A 15,434-nucleotide genomic window follows, 5' to 3' on the forward strand; every position below is an offset into this window, starting at 1 on the left:
CGGAGGCCTGTCCTGCGCCTTGCCCGGTACCGTCCGCCACTTGCACGCCCCTTCACGTTACACCCGCGGGAGCAGCGTAGCCGCATTCCCCTCGCCTGTAATCCCCGCTAGCTTGCCGTCATGTCAGATCTGATCCTTGTCATCGACGAAGGCACCACCTCGACGCGGGCGATGCTGTTCGCTCCCGACGGCAAATGCCTTGGCAGCGAAGCCGCCGAACTGGTGCAACATTATCCGGAAAGCGGGCGCGTCGAGCATGATGCCGCCGAAATATGGGAAAAGACGCTCGCCGTCTGCCGCACCGTGATCGAGCGCGGCGGCGGTGCCGAACGAATCGCGGCGATCGGCATCACCAACCAGCGTGAGACGGTGGTGTTCTGGGACCGTGAGACCGGCGAACCGCTGGCGCCCGCGATCGTCTGGCAGGACCGGCGCACCGCCGCGATCTGCCGCGACCTGCGTGAGGCGGGGAACGAGCCGGTAGTGCAGGCCAAGACCGGGCTGCTGCTCGATCCCTATTTCTCCGGCTCGAAGATCGGCTGGGCAATGGCCAACTGGCCGCAGCTCAGGGAGGCCGGCAGCCGGCTTGCCGTGGGCACGATCGAGAGCTGGCTGATCTGGAAACTGACCGGCGGGCAGCACATCACTGACGCGACCAACGCCAGCCGCACCGCATTGATGGCCATCGGCAGCGGCCAGTGGGACGACGGGCTGATCGACCTGTTCGGCGCGCCGCGCGCCGCCCTGCCGGAGATCGTCGATTGCGCCGGGCAGTTCGGCGAGACGACCCTGTTCGGCGCGGCGATCCCGATCTGCGGCATCGCCGGCGACCAGCAGGCCGCGACGATCGGCCAGTCCTGCCTGAAGCCGGGCGAGACCAAGGCGACCTTCGGCACCGGCGCCTTCGTGCTGACTCAGGCGGGGCCGATCCCGCCGACCTCGCGCAACCGCCTGCTCTCGACGATCGTATGGCAGCTGGGCGGCCGGCGCGCTTATGCGCTGGAGGGATCGGTGTTCGTCGCGGGCAGCCTGATCAAATGGCTGCGCGATACGCTCAACCTGATCGGCAATGCGGCCGAGACGGAGAAGCTGGCGCGCAGCGTCGACTCGAGCGGTGGCGTCTATTTCGTGCCGGCCTTGTCCGGGCTCGGCGCGCCATGGTGGGAGCCCGATGCGCGCGGGACGATCTCCGGCCTCAGCTTTTCCAGCGAGCGGGCGCATATCGTGCGCGCGGCGCTCGAATCCATGGCGCATCAGGCGAACGACCTGAAGACGGCGTTCGCCGCCGACGGTGTCGATTGGCAATGCCTGCGCATCGACGGCGGCATGGTCGCCAATAACTGGATGGCGCAGGACCTGGCCGACATGCTCGGCGTCAGCGTCGAGCGGCCGAAATTCGCCGAGACGACCGCGCTTGGTGCCGCGATGCTGGCCGGCGTCGGCTGCGGGCTGTTCCGGGATCTCGAAGAGGCCAGCGTGATGCGCGGCGCGGTCGAGATGTTCGAGCCGGCCTTGCCGGACGCGGTGCGCGACGCCCGGCTGACAGGGTGGAAGAACGCAGTCGACGGCGTGGTGCGAGCGGCGCGGGAGACGGTAACGAAAGGGGCGTGATGAGCAGCGAGCAGCAACATATCGATCTTCTCACCATCATCGGGCTGGGCATGCTGCTGATGCCGTCGCTCACCATGTGGCATGAGATTGGCGGGCATGCTGCCTTTTGCGCGGCACAGGGCGGCCATGTGGCGACGATCGGTGCCTTTTATGTGGACTGCGCCGGACTGACCGGTGCTCCGAGGCTGCTGGTCGCCTGTGCAGGCGTGCTCGTCGATACGATCCTGGCCTGTATCGCTTATGCCCTGTGGAAGAGAGCGAGGGGCGATCGGGCGCGCCTGATCCTGTGGCTGATCTGGGTCACCAAGGGATTCGTGGCAGCGGGCTATTTCTGCTTCTCGGGCGCAAGCGGGGTCGGCGATCTCGGCCCGACAGCCGATGGCGGGCTTGGCGCGTTGGCGATGCCCTGGCTGTGGCGTGCGGGCGAGCTCGCATTCGGGATCGCGGCCTATGTCCTGCTCGTACGGGCGGCGATCCGCACCCTCACCGGGATGCTCGGGGATTCACGGGCGACCGCGACCGCGCGCAGGATTATCGCGCACGGCTATTATGCGACGATCGGGGTTGCCGCCGTGCTTGTCGGGCTGCTCAACCCCGTCGGCATTTTCGTCACGATCATGTCGGCCGCGGCATCGTCCTTCGGCGGCAATGCCGGCATGATCTCGGTCGGCTATGCCGCGCCCCATGGAACGACGGTGCGGCCTTTCACCATCGCGCGCAACTGGCCGATCATCATGGGCGGCGCGATCCTGCTTGCAGGGTTCGCGCTGATCCTCGGGCCGTCGCTTCGCTTTCCGGGATGAGCGTTTTCGGCGCCCCACCTTAACGGGGAAAGCACGGCTCGATTCAACATTGCTCGAGCCGACGATCGTCGCCGGGATCAGGGTACAACGCCTGACCGGTTGGAACAAAGCGGTACGTAGCGTCATTGCGGGCGAGCGATGCCAACGAAAGGAGATGGGGATGCATGGATCGACGATCGGCTTGATGGCCATGAGCGGCGCGCTCATACTTGGCGCCTGTTCCCCAGAGCCCCGCGATCCGCGCGGTGTCCGCCATGACGAGGTGCTGCTCCAGGTCACCGCCAGCGGCCAGGCCGAGACGGCGCCGAACGAGGCGCGCTTCTCCGCCGGCGTCTCGTCGATCGGCGCGACCGCCGATGCGGCGACCACCGCCAACAACAATATCATGAACAAGGTCGTGTCCGCGCTGGAGGGTTTCGGCGTCGCCAAGGCGGACATCCAGACGCAGCGCCTGACCGTCTCGCGAATCGAGTGGGGCGCGAACAAGAACAAGTTCGAGGCGAGCAACGTCGTGGCGGTGCGCATGCGGGCGGTGGACAAGGCGGGCGCGGCGATCTCGGCGGTGACTCAGGCGGGCGCTAACGTGCTGTCCGGCCCCGACCTGCGCGTCGGCGACCCGGAAGCCGCGAGCCGATCGGCCTATGCCAATGCCTACAAGGCCGCGCGGGCGCGGGCGGATACCTACGCCCAGGCGGCCAACCTCAAGGTCGCCCGAATCCTCACCATCCGCGACGGCGGCGCATCTGCCGTACCGATGGGCTATGAATCGATGGGGATGATGGACCGGGTCGCGCCACAGGCCGTCGCGGCGCCGCCCGTCATGGCGGGCACCAATACCAGCCAGGTAAGCGTCAGCGTCGATTTCGCGCTCGCGCCGAAATAGCGGCGGCTCGATTCAACATCCTGGCGGTCGCGATATCGGGGCGTCGGGCAGCGCGCTGTTTCGAGCGCTGCCCTGCTCTTTCTCACGTTGAAAATCGTTGCAGATCACCGCTCTCTCGCGCGCGATAACAGCGGAAAAATGCGCTGTTATCGCATTGTTTTCCGCTGTTATGGCGTAATAGGGAAAACGAGTATCAAACCCCTGAATTCACACGCTGATTTTCGCGTGAAAATCCAACATAACAGCGGAAGAAAAAATTTAAGCGCCAAGGTCGCATGCGACCAGGTAGAACGTCACCCCGGACTTGTTCCGGGGTCCACTGTCCCGCAAACCTGGGCGCCGATGACTGTGCGGGGTAGTGGATGCCGGAACAAGTCCGGCATGACGGTTAAACCTGATCGTCGAAAATTGGCGCCGGCTATTTCGCCGGCTTGACGAACTTCAGCGTCATGCGGTCGCTCTCGCCGATCGCGGCATATTTCTCGCGGTCCTTGTCGCCCAGGCGATAGCTTGGCGGCAGCGTCCAGACACCTTCGGCCCAGTCGTGGGTGTCCCTGGGGTTCGCATTGACCTCGCTCGATCCGGCGAACTGGAAGCCGGCGGCTTCGGCCAGCGCGCGAACGGTCGAAACCTTGATATAGCCGCTGGTCTTCTCCCGCGCGCTGTCGGCGTCTTCCGGCAGGCGGTGATCCTCGATGCCGAGCACGCCGCCCGGCTTGAGCATCGCGTAGATCTCATGGAAGGCGGCGGCGCTATAGTCCGTCTTGTCGGCACGCAGATACCCCATCCGCCAGTTATGCACGTTGCGGAAGGTCAGCACCTTGTCGGCCGTGCCCGGCGCGACGCTGGTGCCGCCGAGCGCGCTCGGGAAATTGGCGCGGGCGACCTTGCCATAGGTCGCGGCATCCTTGTCGAGCTTGGCGTTGATGCCTTCCGAGGGGCGCCCCGGCGGCGATACCACGGTCAGCTTGCCGCCGGCCGAAAGATAGGGCGCCAGGATCTCGGTGTACCAGCCGCCGCCCGGCCAGATCTCGACCACGGAATCGGTCGGCTTCACCCCAAAAAAGGCGAGCGTTTCGGCCGGATGGCGATGCGGGTCGCGCGCGACATTGGCGGGCGAGCGGGCCGCGCCGGCCACGGCGGCGGTCAGCGCCGGCTCCGACTGGAGCAGCGGCATCGAGACGGCGGCACCCGTCAGCGACAGGCAGGCGAGCGAAAGGGCGATGAACGGCAAACGCATGATGACTCTCCCTAAGCGAGATCATGGTCTCGCAGCTGACATCTGGCGTGTCGGCGGGGAGCATAGCGTGCCGCCCGAGCATGGGGCAAATGTTAGAGCATTGCTGGATTGTTACGCCCGCCCTTTTCATCGTCCGGTTGAAACGCGGCGAGCGAGATGCTTGAAGCCGGCCAACCCGCCCGAGGAATTGCGCCGTGACGATCGACTATGCCTCCCGCCGCGGGGAAATCTGGACCTGGTACTGGCGCGCGTGGCGGCAACGGCTGTGGAAATCGCACCTGCGGATATTTCTGATTGTCGCGGTGCTGGCCGATTTGATCCTGTTCGGCACCGCGTCGCCTCATCTGGCCGTTCCGATGGCGATCGGCGCGATCCCGGTCGTCCTGCTGATCCTCTACCCGCAATTGCGCTTCAAGCCGCAGCGCCGCACCGTCACCATCGGCACCTCCGGCATCACGACGGTGGTTGGGCGAAAGAGCGGCAAAATCTCGTGGAAGAATATTTGGTCCGTCACCGAGGAGCGGGGCTATGTGGTCGTCCAGGGCAGCAGCGGGAACGCCTTCATCATCCCGCCCCGCGCCTTCGAAACGCCGGAGGGGCGAGCGCGGTTTGGGGAGGCGATCCGCGAGCGGATGACGACGGCGGAGTAGGCACAGCCCTCCCTCTCTCTCCCGTTCGCCCTGAGCTTGTCGAAGGGCTGTTCTTTCTTCGTCGCACAAGAAGAGCAGGGCTTCGACAAGCTCAGCCCGAACGGGGTTAGGTCTCCGATCCAGGTGACAGGATGGCTATCCCGCCTCTAGGCCGCCTGCCCCACCCGGTCCTCGAACAGTATTTTCAAATCCTTCTTCAGGATCTTGCCGTTGGCGTTACGCGGCAGCGTTTCGTGGACGAAGCGGATCGCGACCGGGGTCTTGAAGATCGCCAGCCGCTCGCGCACCCAGGCCTGGAGTTCGGCCTCGCTCGCTTCCATGCCCGGCGCGAGATGCACCACCGCCGCGGGCTCCTCGCCAAGGGTGCGGTGCGGGATGCCGATCAGCGCGCAATCGGTGACGGCGGGATGCGCGTAGAGGACGTTCTCGACCTCGGACGAATAGATATTCTCGCCGCCGCGGATGATCATGTCCTTGGCGCGGTCGACGATATAGACAAAGCCTTCCTCGTCGACCCGCGCGAGATCGCCGGTGCGCACCCATCCGTCGATGAAGGTCGCCGCGGTCGCCTCGGGCTTGTTCCAATATCCCTTCACGATCATCGGCCCGCGCGCCCAGAGTTCGCCGACGTCGCCCACGGGCAGTTCGTTGACGCCCTCCTCGTCCATGATCTTGAGGTCGGCGACGGGCACGGGCGGGCCCGCGCTGGTCGGGCGGTTGAGATAATCCTCGCTCGAATGGCCGGTGACGGTCGCCATCGTCTCGGTCATGCCCCAGCCATTGCCGGGGAGTGCGCCGAACTCGGTGTGGATGCGCTTGACCAGCTCGGGCGCGGACGGCGCACCACCATAGGCGATCGCCTCCAGCGAGGAGAGGTCGTATTTGCTGCGGTCGGGATGTTCCAGGATCTGCCAGGCGATGGTCGGCACGCCACCAGTGATGTTGACCTTCTCGCGCTCGATGATCTCCATCGCGCGGACCGTGTCCCATTTGCGCATGAAGATGAGCGAGCTCCCCGCCGCGATGCACCCCATCATGCCCGCGCTGCAGGCCGTGACATGGAAGAGCGGGATGACGGTGAGCGTCACCCGCGGCGTCGGCGCCGGGATCTCCTCGCCGCGGCGGAGCAGCGAGCGCGCGGCGTTATAGCCGCTCGACATGATGTTGGTGGTCATGTTGCGGTGCGTACCGAGCGCGCCCTTGGGATGGCCGGTGGTGCCGCTGGTGTAGAAGATCGTGGCCTCGTCGTCGGGCGCGATCGCCACCGTCGGCAGCGGCGCGTCCGGCAGCATGGCATAGGCGCCAGGCGTGCCGATCAGATCCTCGAGCCGCGCCGCGCCATCATCGAGCGCGGTCGAGGCGCGCGAGACGATCATCCGCTCGAGCGCCGGCACAGCAGCGCCATGCGCCTTCAATCGCTGGTAGCGCTCGTCGTCGACGAACAGCAGCCGCGCACCCGAATCGTCGATGCCATATTCCAGCTCGCCGGCCGTCCACCACGCGTTGAGCGGCACGACGATCGCGCCGATGCTGACCACGGCGAAGAAGATCACCGGCCATTCGGGCAGATTGCGCATCGCCAGGCCGACCCGGTCGCCCTTGCCGATGCCCATGTCCCGCAGCTTGTTCGCCAGGGTCGCGACCGCACGGAAGTTCGCGTCATAGGTGACGCGCTCCTCCTCATAGATGGTGAAGACCCGATCGCCATGCGCGCGCGACGCCTGGGCCAGCCAGGCGAGCGAGGGCGGCGCGTGCTTCCAGGTGCGCGTCGGCACGCCGTGGATCGTCACCGTCTCCATCTCGAACCGACCGCCCGGCCCGGTCAGCGCGGCCTCCACCTCGGGCAGGGTCATTTTCGGCCAGGCCGGATCGAGCGCGATGAGCGGTTCGGTATCCAAGACGCATTCTCTCCATGTGAGCCGAGCCATGTTCGGGCTCAACTTGAATGTCGGGTTTGGCTTATCCGCCATTTTTTCCAAGGTTAGTGTTGATTCACGCGCCGCTCAAGGCAATAGGAAAGTTAGTGTTTCGAATGAGGGGTATGGGCAACACATGAAGATCGCCAAGCCCGAGTCGCAGGGTTTCGATGCGTCTCGGCTCGCCCGGATCGATGCTTTCCTGCAGGAACGCTATGTCGATTCCGGCAAGCTTCCCAATGCCCAGCTGCTCGTCGGCCGGAACGGCGAGATCGTGCATTTCGCTCATCTCGGTGCCGCGCGCGAAGGCGGCAAGACGATCGACGAATCGTCGCTGTTCCGTATCGCCTCGATGACCAAGCCGGTCACCTCGATCGCGTTCATGATGCTGGTCGAGGAGGGCAAGGTCGCGGTGGACACGCCGGTCCATCACGTCATCCCGGAGTTCAAGAACCTCGGCGTCTATAATGGCGGCGGTGCGGGCGTACCGTTCCAGACCAAGGCGACCGCCGAGCCGATGCGCATGGTCGATCTGCTGCGCCACACCTCGGGCCTGACCTACAGCTTCCAGAATCGCTCGAACGTCGATGCCGCCTACCGCGACGGCAAGATCGAGAACTGGCACGGCAATCTCGACCTCGACCAGTTCGTCGCCGCGCTCGGGCAGATCCCGCTCGAATTCTCGCCGGGGGAAGCGTGGAATTATTCGGTGTCGACCGATGTGCTCGGGGCGGTCGTCCAGCGCGTCTCGGGTAAGCCGCTCGCCGAGTTCTTCCGGACCCGCATCTTCGCCCCGCTGAAGATGGACGACACCTTCTTCGAGGTGCCGGCGGACAAGATCGACCGGCTCACCGATTGCTACACCTTCGTGCCCGGCAAGGGCCGCATCATGTACGACCGCGGCGCCGAGAGCGCGTGGAGCCACGCCCCCAGGCTCGTCTCGGGCGGCGGCGGGCTGGTGTCGACGTCGCTCGACTATCATCGTTTCTGCCGCATGTGCCTGAACGGCGGCGAGCTGGACGGCGCGCGGATCGTCGGCCGCAAGACGCTCGACCTGATGACGCGGAATCACCTGCCCGGCGGATCGGACCTGTCACGTATGTCGAGATCGCTGTTCAGCGAGGCGGCCAATGCCGGCACCGGTTTCGGGCTTGGCTTCGCGGTCAATATCGACGTCGCCCGGTCGATGATCCCCGGCTCGGTCGGCGAATATTATTGGGGCGGCATGTTCTCGACCGCCTTCTTCATCGACCCGGTCGAGCGGCTGACCATGGTGTTCATGACTCAGATGAGCCCGTCCAATGTCTACCCCATTCGCCGCGAGTTGAAGACGCTGATCTATTCGGCGTTGACCTGATCCCCCGCCGTCCCGCGGGACGGTGATACGATATCCAAGATTGCAGGAGACACCCATGACTTCCCCGATCCGTACCGAACGCCATGACGATGTGCTGGTCATCATCTCGGACAATCCGCCGGTGAACGCGCTCGGCGCGGCGGTCCGCCAGGGGCTCGAGGCGGGCGTCAAGGAAGGCCTGGCCGATGCCAGCATCAAGGCGATGGTGATCCGCTGCGACGGCCGGACCTTTTTTGCCGGCGCCGACATCACCGAATTCGGCAAGCCGATGCAGGAGCCGGGCCTGCCGACTCTGGTCGACATGATCGAAGCATCCGACAAGCCAGTGGTCGCGGCGATTCACGGCACTGCGCTGGGCGGCGGCTGCGAGGTGACCCTGGCCTGCCACTACCGCATCGCCGTGCCCTCGGCGAAGATCGGCACGCCCGAGGTGAAGCTCGGCCTGCTCCCCGGTGCCGGCGGCACGCAGCGCATCCCGCGCATCGCCGGGGTGCCGCTCGCGCTGGAGATGACCGCCAAGGGCGATCCGATCTCGGCCAAGCGCGCGCTCGATGCCGGGTTGATCGACAAGCTGGCCGGCGAGGACAGCCTGGAGGCTGACGCGATCGCCTTTGCGCGCGAGGTCGCTGACACGACGCCCCTGCCCCGCGCCAGCCAGAAGACCGCGACGCCCGATCCGGACGCCGTCGCGGCGTTCAAGAAGGAGAACGCCAAGCGCTTCCGCGGTTTCGACGCGCCGGCCGCGAACATCGCCTGTGTCGAGAAGGCATCGGACGGATCGAGCTATGAAGAGGGCGTCGCCTTCGAGCGCCAGGAATTCATGAAGCTGATCATGGGCGTCCAGTCCGCCGCGCAGCGCCACATCTTCTTCGCCGAGCGCCAGGCGGCCAAGATCGACGGCGTGCCCGCCGACATCGCGCTCCGCCCGATCAAGCGCGTCGGCGTGATCGGCGCCGGCACCATGGGCGGCGGCATCTCGATGAACTTCCTCTCGGCCGGCATTCCGGTGACGATCGTCGAGATGGCGCAGGAAGCACTCGACCGCGGCACCGGCACGATCCGCAAGAATTACGAAGCGAGCGCCGCCAAGGGCCGGATGAAGCCGGAACAGGTCGAGGCAGCGATGGGCGCGCTCAACCCGACGCTCGATTTCGACGCGCTCAAGGACTGCGACCTGATCATCGAGGCGGTCTATGAGAATATGGACGTGAAGAAGGAGATTTTCGGCCGGCTCGACACCATCGCCAAGCCGGGCGCGATCCTCGCCTCCAACACCTCCTACCTCAACATCAACGAGATCGCGGCGAGCACGTCACGGCCCGAGGATGTGCTGGGCATGCATTTCTTCTCGCCCGCGAACGTGATGAAGCTGCTCGAAGTGGTGCGCGGCGCGAAGACCGCGCCTGACGTTCTGGCAACCGTGATGGCGCTGGCCAAGACGATCAAGAAGGTCTCGGTCGTGGCGGGCGTCTGCTACGGCTTTATCGGCAACCGCATGCTGATGCCGCGCCAGGTCGAGGCCAACAAGCTGCTGATGGAAGGCGCGACGCCCGAGCAGATCGACCGCGTCCATGTCGAGTTCGGCATGCCGATGGGGCCGTTCCAGATGAGCGACCTCGCCGGCGTCGATATCGGCTGGCACCGCGATCCGACCCGGATCGAGAATATCCGCGACGCGCTCGCCGCCGAGGGCCGCTGGGGCCAAAAGACCGGCAAGGGCTTCTATGATTATGACGAGAAGCGGAACCCGACCCCGTCGCCGCGCGTCGCCGAGATCATCGAGGAGTTCCGGTCAAAGTCGAACCTCGCCAAGCGCGACATCAGCGACGAGGAGATCATCGAGAAGACGCTCTACACGATGGTCAATGAGGGCGCACTGATCCTCGAAGAGAAGATGGCGCAGCGTGCGTCCGACATCGATGTGGTGTGGATCTACGGCTATGGCTGGCCGGTCTATCGCGGCGGCCCGATGTTCTGGGCCGATACCGAGGGCCTGAAGAAGATCGTCGCCGGGCTGGAGAAGCACGGTTTCGCGGTTGCGCCGCTGCTGAAGGACAAAGCCGAGAGCGGCGGGCGGTTCAACTGAAGCGCGCCACGGGAGAGAGACGATGAGCGATACCGACCTGGAGAGCTTCCGCGCCGAGACGCGCGCTTGGCTGGAAGAGAATTGCCCGCCCGAGATGCGCGAGCCGGTGCGGTCCGAGAAGGATGCCGTATGGGGCGGACGCGACCAGAGCATGCTGACCCCGGCGCAAAAGGCCTGGATGGACCGCATGGGCGCACGCGGCTGGACCGTGCCCGACTGGCCCAGGGCCTATGGCGGCGGCGGGCTGAGCGCAGCCGAGAGCAAGATCCTGCGCGAGGAGATGGGGCGCATCCGGGCGCGCAATCCGCTCAACAGCTTCGGCATTTCGATGCTTGGCCCGGCACTGCTGAAATACGGCACCGAGGAGCAGAAGCTCGATTACCTGCCCAAGATCGCGCGCGGCGAAATCCGCTGGTGCCAGGGCTATTCGGAACCCAATGCCGGCTCCGACCTGGCGGCGCTCGCCACCTCAGCGGAGGACAAGGGCGACCATTATCTCGTCAACGGCCAGAAGGTGTGGACCTCTTACGCCGACAAGGCCGACTGGATCTTCTGCCTCGTCCGCACCGACAAGACGACCAAGCAGGGCGGCATCAGCTTCGTCCTGTTCGACATGGCGAGCGAAGGCGTGTCGACCAGGCCGATCCTGTTGATCTCCGGCTACTCCCCCTTCTGCGAGACCTTTTTCGACAATGTGAAGGTGCCCAAGGCGCAGCGCGTGCATGACGAAAACAAGGGCTGGGACGTCGCTAAATATCTGCTTGGGCATGAGCGCGAGATGATCTCGGGCATGGGGCTCGGCTCGGTGGGCGGCAATCCGCTGATCGACGGCGCGATCGCGACGGCCGGGCTCGATCATGACGGGCGGCTCGCCGATCCGCTGCTGCGGGCGAGCATCGCGCTGTTCGAGGTGCGGTCCAAGGCATTCGGCATGATGTCCGAGCGGTTCATCGACGAGCTGAAGGCAGGGCGAGCGCATCCGGCACAGCCGAGCATGATGAAATATTACGGCACCGAGCTGAACAAGAGCCGGCACGAGTTGATGATGGCGGCCGGCGGATCGGACGCGCTCGAATGGGAGAGCGAACGGTCGTCGGGCGGCGCGGGCGCGCGGGCGTGGCTGCGGACCAAGGCGAATTCGATCGAGGGCGGCACCAGCGAGGTTCAGCTCAACATCATCGCCAAGCGGATCCTGGATCTGCCGAGCAACTGACAAAGAGCCCTCTCCCCTCTGGGGAGAGGGTTGGGAGAGGGGCAGTCCAGACATTTCACCAATCGGGCCGGACGCGAGAGACTGCCCCTCTCCCCGGCCCTCTCCCCAGAGGGGAGAGGGAGTTTTGAATGCCTCTCTATCTGAACGACGAACAGACGATGCTGCGCGACACAGCGCGCGATTTCGTGGCGGAGCATGCGCCGGTCTCGCACATGCGCAAGCTGCGCGACGACAAGGACGCGGCGGGCTTCTCGCGCGACCTGTGGAAGAGCTTTGCCGAGATGGGCTTCACCGGCATCCTGATCGGCGAGGATGATGGCGGGCTCGGGCTCGGCCATGTCGATGCCGGGATCGTGCTGGAGGAGATCGGCCGCAACCTCTCCCCCTCCCCGTTCCTCTCCACCGCCATTGCGGCAGTCGAGGCGTTGAAGGGCAGCGCGCAGGCGGGGCGCTGGTTTCCCGGCATCCTCGCCGGCGAGACCGTGGCCGCGCTGGCGATCGACGAGAGCGCCAAGCATCGCGACAGTGTCGCGCTGAAGGCGGAGCGGTCGGGTAACGGCTTCCGGCTGTCGGGCAGGAAGCAGTTCGTCACGCACGGCCATGTCGCCGATCTGATCATCGTCGCCGCGCGCACGGCCGGTTCGGCGGACGATACGAACGGCATCACCCTGTTCGCGGTCGAGAAGGGCGCGGCGGGGCTGACCGCCGAAGCGGAGCGGCTGGCGGATTCGAGCATCGCCGCACGGCTCGAATTCGACGGCGTCGAGCTGACCGCCGATGCCGTGATCGGCGAGGTCGATGCCGGCCGCGATCCGCTCGCGCGGCTGCTCGCCGCAGGACGTACCGGTGCGTCGGCCGAGCTGCTAGGCGTAGGTGGCGGCGCGATGGATATGACCGTCTCCTATCTCAAGGAGCGCAAGCAGTTCGGCGTGACCATCGGCAGCTTCCAGGCGCTGCAGCACCGGGCGGCGCATCTCTACTCGGAGATGGAGGTGGCCCGCGCCGCCGTGCTCAAGGCGCAGCAGCTGCTCGACGCCGGCGACGAAAAGGCGGATGCAGCGGTGTCAGTCGCAAAGGCGATGACCGCCCTTGCCACCACCCTCAGCGTGCAGGAAGGCGTGCAGATGCATGGAGGCATCGGCATGACCGACGAATATGACATCGGCTTCTACATGAAGCGTGCCCGCGTGCTCGCCGAGATGTTCGGCGATGCAAACTTCCACGCCGACAAGCTCGCGCGCGCGGCGGGCTATTGACGCTTTCCGTTCGTGCTGAGCTTGTCGAAGCACTGTTCTTTCTTTCGCCCGGGAAAAGGGCAGCCCTTCGACAAGCTCAGGGCGAACGGTTTAGGTGAGACCCATGGACCTCAACACCCCGCCCGACATGCCGCCCGACGCCCTCGCGCAAGGCCTGGTAGACCTGCTCGAAATCGAGGAGATCGATACCGATCTCTATCGTGGCAAGCGCCAGCCGGGCGGCGTGGGGCGCGTGTTCGGCGGGCAGGTGATCGCGCAGGCGCTGCAGGCGGCGCAGCGATCGACTGATGCGCCCAAGATGGCGCATTCGCTGCACGCTTATTTCATGCGGCCGGGCAATGAGGATTTCCCGATCATCTTCCGCGTGGTGCGCGATTTCGAAGGGCGCAGCTTCGCGACGCGGCGCGTGATCGCGATGCAGCAGGGCCAGCCGATCCTCAACATGGCGGCAAGCTTCCAGGTGCCCGAGCAGGGCTTTCACCATCAGGACCCGATGCCCGACGTGCCGGGGCCGGACGAGCTGAAATCCGATGCGGAACTGCGCCGCGAGCGGATCGACGAGATCCCGGAGAAGTTTCGGCGGCACATGCTGCGGTCACGCCCGATCGAGATCAAGCCGGTGCAGCCGCGCAGCTGGTTCAGGCCGGTCAAGCAGGAGCCGAAACAGGATAGCTGGTTTCGGCTGGTCGCGCCGATCGGCGACGATGCGGCAATGCACCGCGCGATCCTGGCCTATGCGTCGGACATGTCGCTGCTCGGCACCTCGATGCTGGCGCACGGCATCAACTGGATGACGCACAATGTGCAGACCGCCAGCCTCGATCATGCGCTGTGGCTGCACGAGGAATTCCGCGCCGACGACTGGCTGCTCTATTCCTGCGACAGCCCCTGGGCCGGCCATGCCCGTGGCTTCAACCGGGGTCGTATCTACAGCCGCGACGGGCGGCTGGTGGCGAGCGTGGCGCAGGAAGGACTGATGCGGCTGCGCGAATAGCCGGCTGCCCTGAAGCTCAGCGCAGGCCACCCTGGATCAGCGAGAAACCCGGCGGAAGCCGGCGGCGACCGCTGACCACTTCCTGTTCCTCGGCCAGCCGCGCGGCGATCCGCGCGCCATGTTCGGTGAGGAAAGGCATTTCGTGAAAGACGAGCACGCCGACCTGCCAGTTGCCGACCTCGATCAGGCCGCGCTGCTCGAGGCTCCGCTCGGCCTGCGCGTCCACACCGAAGGACCAGCCGCCATGCAGCGCGCGCAACGCATCCCTTTCCGGGGCACTGAGCGGGCCGTGATCGGGATCATTGGCGTGCACTGTCATCATGGCTGGCAAATCTCTTCACTTGGCGATGAACGGGACATGAAACCGGGTGGCGCAAACTGTCGGCGCGCCCCACCGCAACCGTACCGGCTGTGGGATTCGCCCACTAAACACCAGTCGCGGAGTCGATATTAGGGCATCTACCAATGGAGACGCTTGGAGGTTCCCGACATCAGGCCAAGAAAAATGCGGGCCGCGAATCGGTACCAACCGCCGCCTCTATACATTTTTTGCTGCACTGCGCAAAGATGGCAGGTTTCAACGAGGCGGCACCAACGCCGCGCATGAGTCTAGACTGCAGTCTTGCCATATTCCTGGCGAATCACCGGGTGGCTGGACGAGAGCCCCCCATCGACCGCCAGTGCCTGGCCGTTGACATAGCTGGCATCGTCCGATGCGAGGAAGGCGGCGACCCTGGCCAGCTCCTCGGGCTGGGCGCCGCGGCGCAGCGGGTTGAGGCGGCCGACCCGGTCCATCTTCCCGGCCTCGCGCGCATAATCGAAGGTGGGCTTGGTCATGCCGGTCTCGGTGAGGCCGGGGCAGATCGCGTTGACCCGCACGTTCGATCCCGACAGCTGCTGGGCGGAGACCATCGCCAGGTTGATGACGCCTGCCTTGGACGCCGAATAGGCCGGGCTGCCGGCGCCCGAGCGGATGCCGGCGACGCTCGCGGTCAGCACGATCGCCCCGCCGCCGCGCTCGGCGATCTTCGGCGCGGCGTGCTTGATCGCCAGATAGGGCCCGATCAGATTGACGCGCAGCACCTCGGTGATCAGCGCGACATCCGTGTCGAAGATATTGGCCATGCCGCCCGAGATGCCGGCATTGGCGAACATCACGTCGAGCCCGTCATAATATTCGCAGGCGACCGCGACGGCACGGATCACGTCTTCCTCATTGCCCGCATCGATCCGGATGGCGTGGCCGGTGCCGCCGGCCTTGTCGATCATGGCGGCGGTCTCTTCGACCGCGTCGGTGATGTCGGCGGCGAGCACCCGCCCGCCTTCGCTAGCGAAAAGCAGCGCAGCAGCGCGGCCGATGCCCGAGCCGGCGCCGGTGACGATGATCGATTTGCCGGTGAACCTTGCCATGTCTCTTCCTCCGTC

13 protein-coding genes are annotated in these 15,434 nt (G+C 65.7%); 9 read left to right on the forward strand and 4 right to left on the reverse strand.

Annotated features, from left to right (window positions below; all coding sequences use genetic code 11):
* Window positions 1–120: 120 nt before the first annotated feature.
* The 3 genes from glpK (at window position 121) to AC1DX5_RS11700 (ending at window position 3,297) form a co-directional block, all read left to right on the forward strand.
* Window positions 121–1,611: a glycerol kinase GlpK gene (gene glpK, locus AC1DX5_RS11690; RefSeq protein ID WP_465172535.1), complete on the forward strand. Its 1,491-nt coding sequence runs from the start codon at window positions 121–123 to the stop codon at window positions 1,609–1,611.
* The gene (locus AC1DX5_RS11695; protein WP_478015546.1) at window positions 1,608–2,414 is read left to right on the forward strand and encodes a hypothetical protein; all 807 of its coding nucleotides are present in this window, start codon (window positions 1,608–1,610) and stop codon (window positions 2,412–2,414) included. Before glpK ends, AC1DX5_RS11695 begins: the two co-directional genes overlap by 4 nt.
* 160 nt (window positions 2,415–2,574) lie before the next feature.
* A complete protein-coding gene (locus tag AC1DX5_RS11700; RefSeq protein ID WP_478015548.1) occupies window positions 2,575–3,297 on the forward strand; it encodes an SIMPL domain-containing protein in 723 nt (240 codons plus the stop codon).
* A gap of 418 nt (window positions 3,298–3,715) precedes the next feature.
* Here the strand turns inward: AC1DX5_RS11700 and AC1DX5_RS11705 are convergent, their stop codons facing one another.
* The gene (locus AC1DX5_RS11705; protein ID WP_478015550.1) at window positions 3,716–4,537 is read right to left on the reverse strand and encodes a class I SAM-dependent methyltransferase; all 822 of its coding nucleotides are present in this window, start codon (window positions 4,535–4,537) and stop codon (window positions 3,716–3,718) included.
* Between the two features lie 194 nt (window positions 4,538–4,731).
* Here AC1DX5_RS11705 and AC1DX5_RS11710 point away from each other — a divergent pair, with 194 nt between their 5' ends.
* Window positions 4,732–5,187, forward strand: coding sequence for a YcxB family protein (locus AC1DX5_RS11710; protein ID WP_478015552.1), 456 nt, complete (start codon window positions 4,732–4,734; stop codon window positions 5,185–5,187).
* A 146-nt stretch (window positions 5,188–5,333) separates the two neighbouring features.
* On the opposite strand, the gene AC1DX5_RS11715 is transcribed toward AC1DX5_RS11710, so the two are convergent.
* Complete coding sequence (locus AC1DX5_RS11715) at window positions 5,334–7,040, reverse strand: class I adenylate-forming enzyme family protein (RefSeq protein WP_478015806.1); 1,707 nt, start codon at window positions 7,038–7,040, stop codon at window positions 5,334–5,336.
* A gap of 199 nt (window positions 7,041–7,239) precedes the next feature.
* Here AC1DX5_RS11715 and AC1DX5_RS11720 point away from each other — a divergent pair, with 199 nt between their 5' ends.
* The 5 genes from AC1DX5_RS11720 (at window position 7,240) to AC1DX5_RS11740 (ending at window position 14,009) form a co-directional block, all read left to right on the forward strand.
* On the forward strand, window positions 7,240–8,460 hold the full coding sequence (locus tag AC1DX5_RS11720) for a serine hydrolase domain-containing protein (protein ID WP_478015554.1): 1,221 nt from the start codon (window positions 7,240–7,242) through the stop codon (window positions 8,458–8,460).
* 55 nt (window positions 8,461–8,515) lie between these two features.
* Window positions 8,516–10,546 (forward strand): 3-hydroxyacyl-CoA dehydrogenase NAD-binding domain-containing protein, encoded by a 2,031-nt coding sequence (locus tag AC1DX5_RS11725; protein WP_478015556.1) that lies wholly within the window; start codon window positions 8,516–8,518, stop codon window positions 10,544–10,546.
* 22 nt (window positions 10,547–10,568) lie between these two features.
* Entirely contained in the window at window positions 10,569–11,759 is a 1,191-nt protein-coding gene (locus AC1DX5_RS11730) for an acyl-CoA dehydrogenase family protein (protein ID WP_478015558.1), read from the forward strand.
* 128 nt (window positions 11,760–11,887) lie between these two features.
* A complete protein-coding gene (locus AC1DX5_RS11735) occupies window positions 11,888–13,015 on the forward strand; it encodes an acyl-CoA dehydrogenase family protein (RefSeq protein ID WP_478015560.1) in 1,128 nt (375 codons plus the stop codon).
* Window positions 13,016–13,118: 103 nt separating this feature from the next.
* Window positions 13,119–14,009, forward strand: a complete 891-nt coding sequence (locus tag AC1DX5_RS11740) for an acyl-CoA thioesterase (protein ID WP_478015562.1) — start codon at window positions 13,119–13,121, stop codon at window positions 14,007–14,009.
* A gap of 16 nt (window positions 14,010–14,025) precedes the next feature.
* Here the strand turns inward: AC1DX5_RS11740 and AC1DX5_RS11745 are convergent, their stop codons facing one another.
* Together AC1DX5_RS11745 and AC1DX5_RS11750 are read right to left on the reverse strand one after the other, a co-directional pair.
* Window positions 14,026–14,331: a hypothetical protein gene (locus AC1DX5_RS11745; RefSeq protein ID WP_478015564.1), complete on the reverse strand. Its 306-nt coding sequence runs from the start codon at window positions 14,329–14,331 to the stop codon at window positions 14,026–14,028.
* Window positions 14,332–14,618: 287 nt separating this feature from the next.
* Window positions 14,619–15,419 carry an SDR family NAD(P)-dependent oxidoreductase gene (locus AC1DX5_RS11750; protein WP_478015566.1) on the reverse strand — a complete coding sequence of 267 codons (801 nt, stop codon included), beginning with the start codon at window positions 15,417–15,419 and terminating at the stop codon, window positions 14,619–14,621.
* Between the last annotated feature and the right edge of the window lie 15 nt (window positions 15,420–15,434).

It is taken from the genome of Sphingomonas sp. P2_B6 (assembly GCF_056404755.1).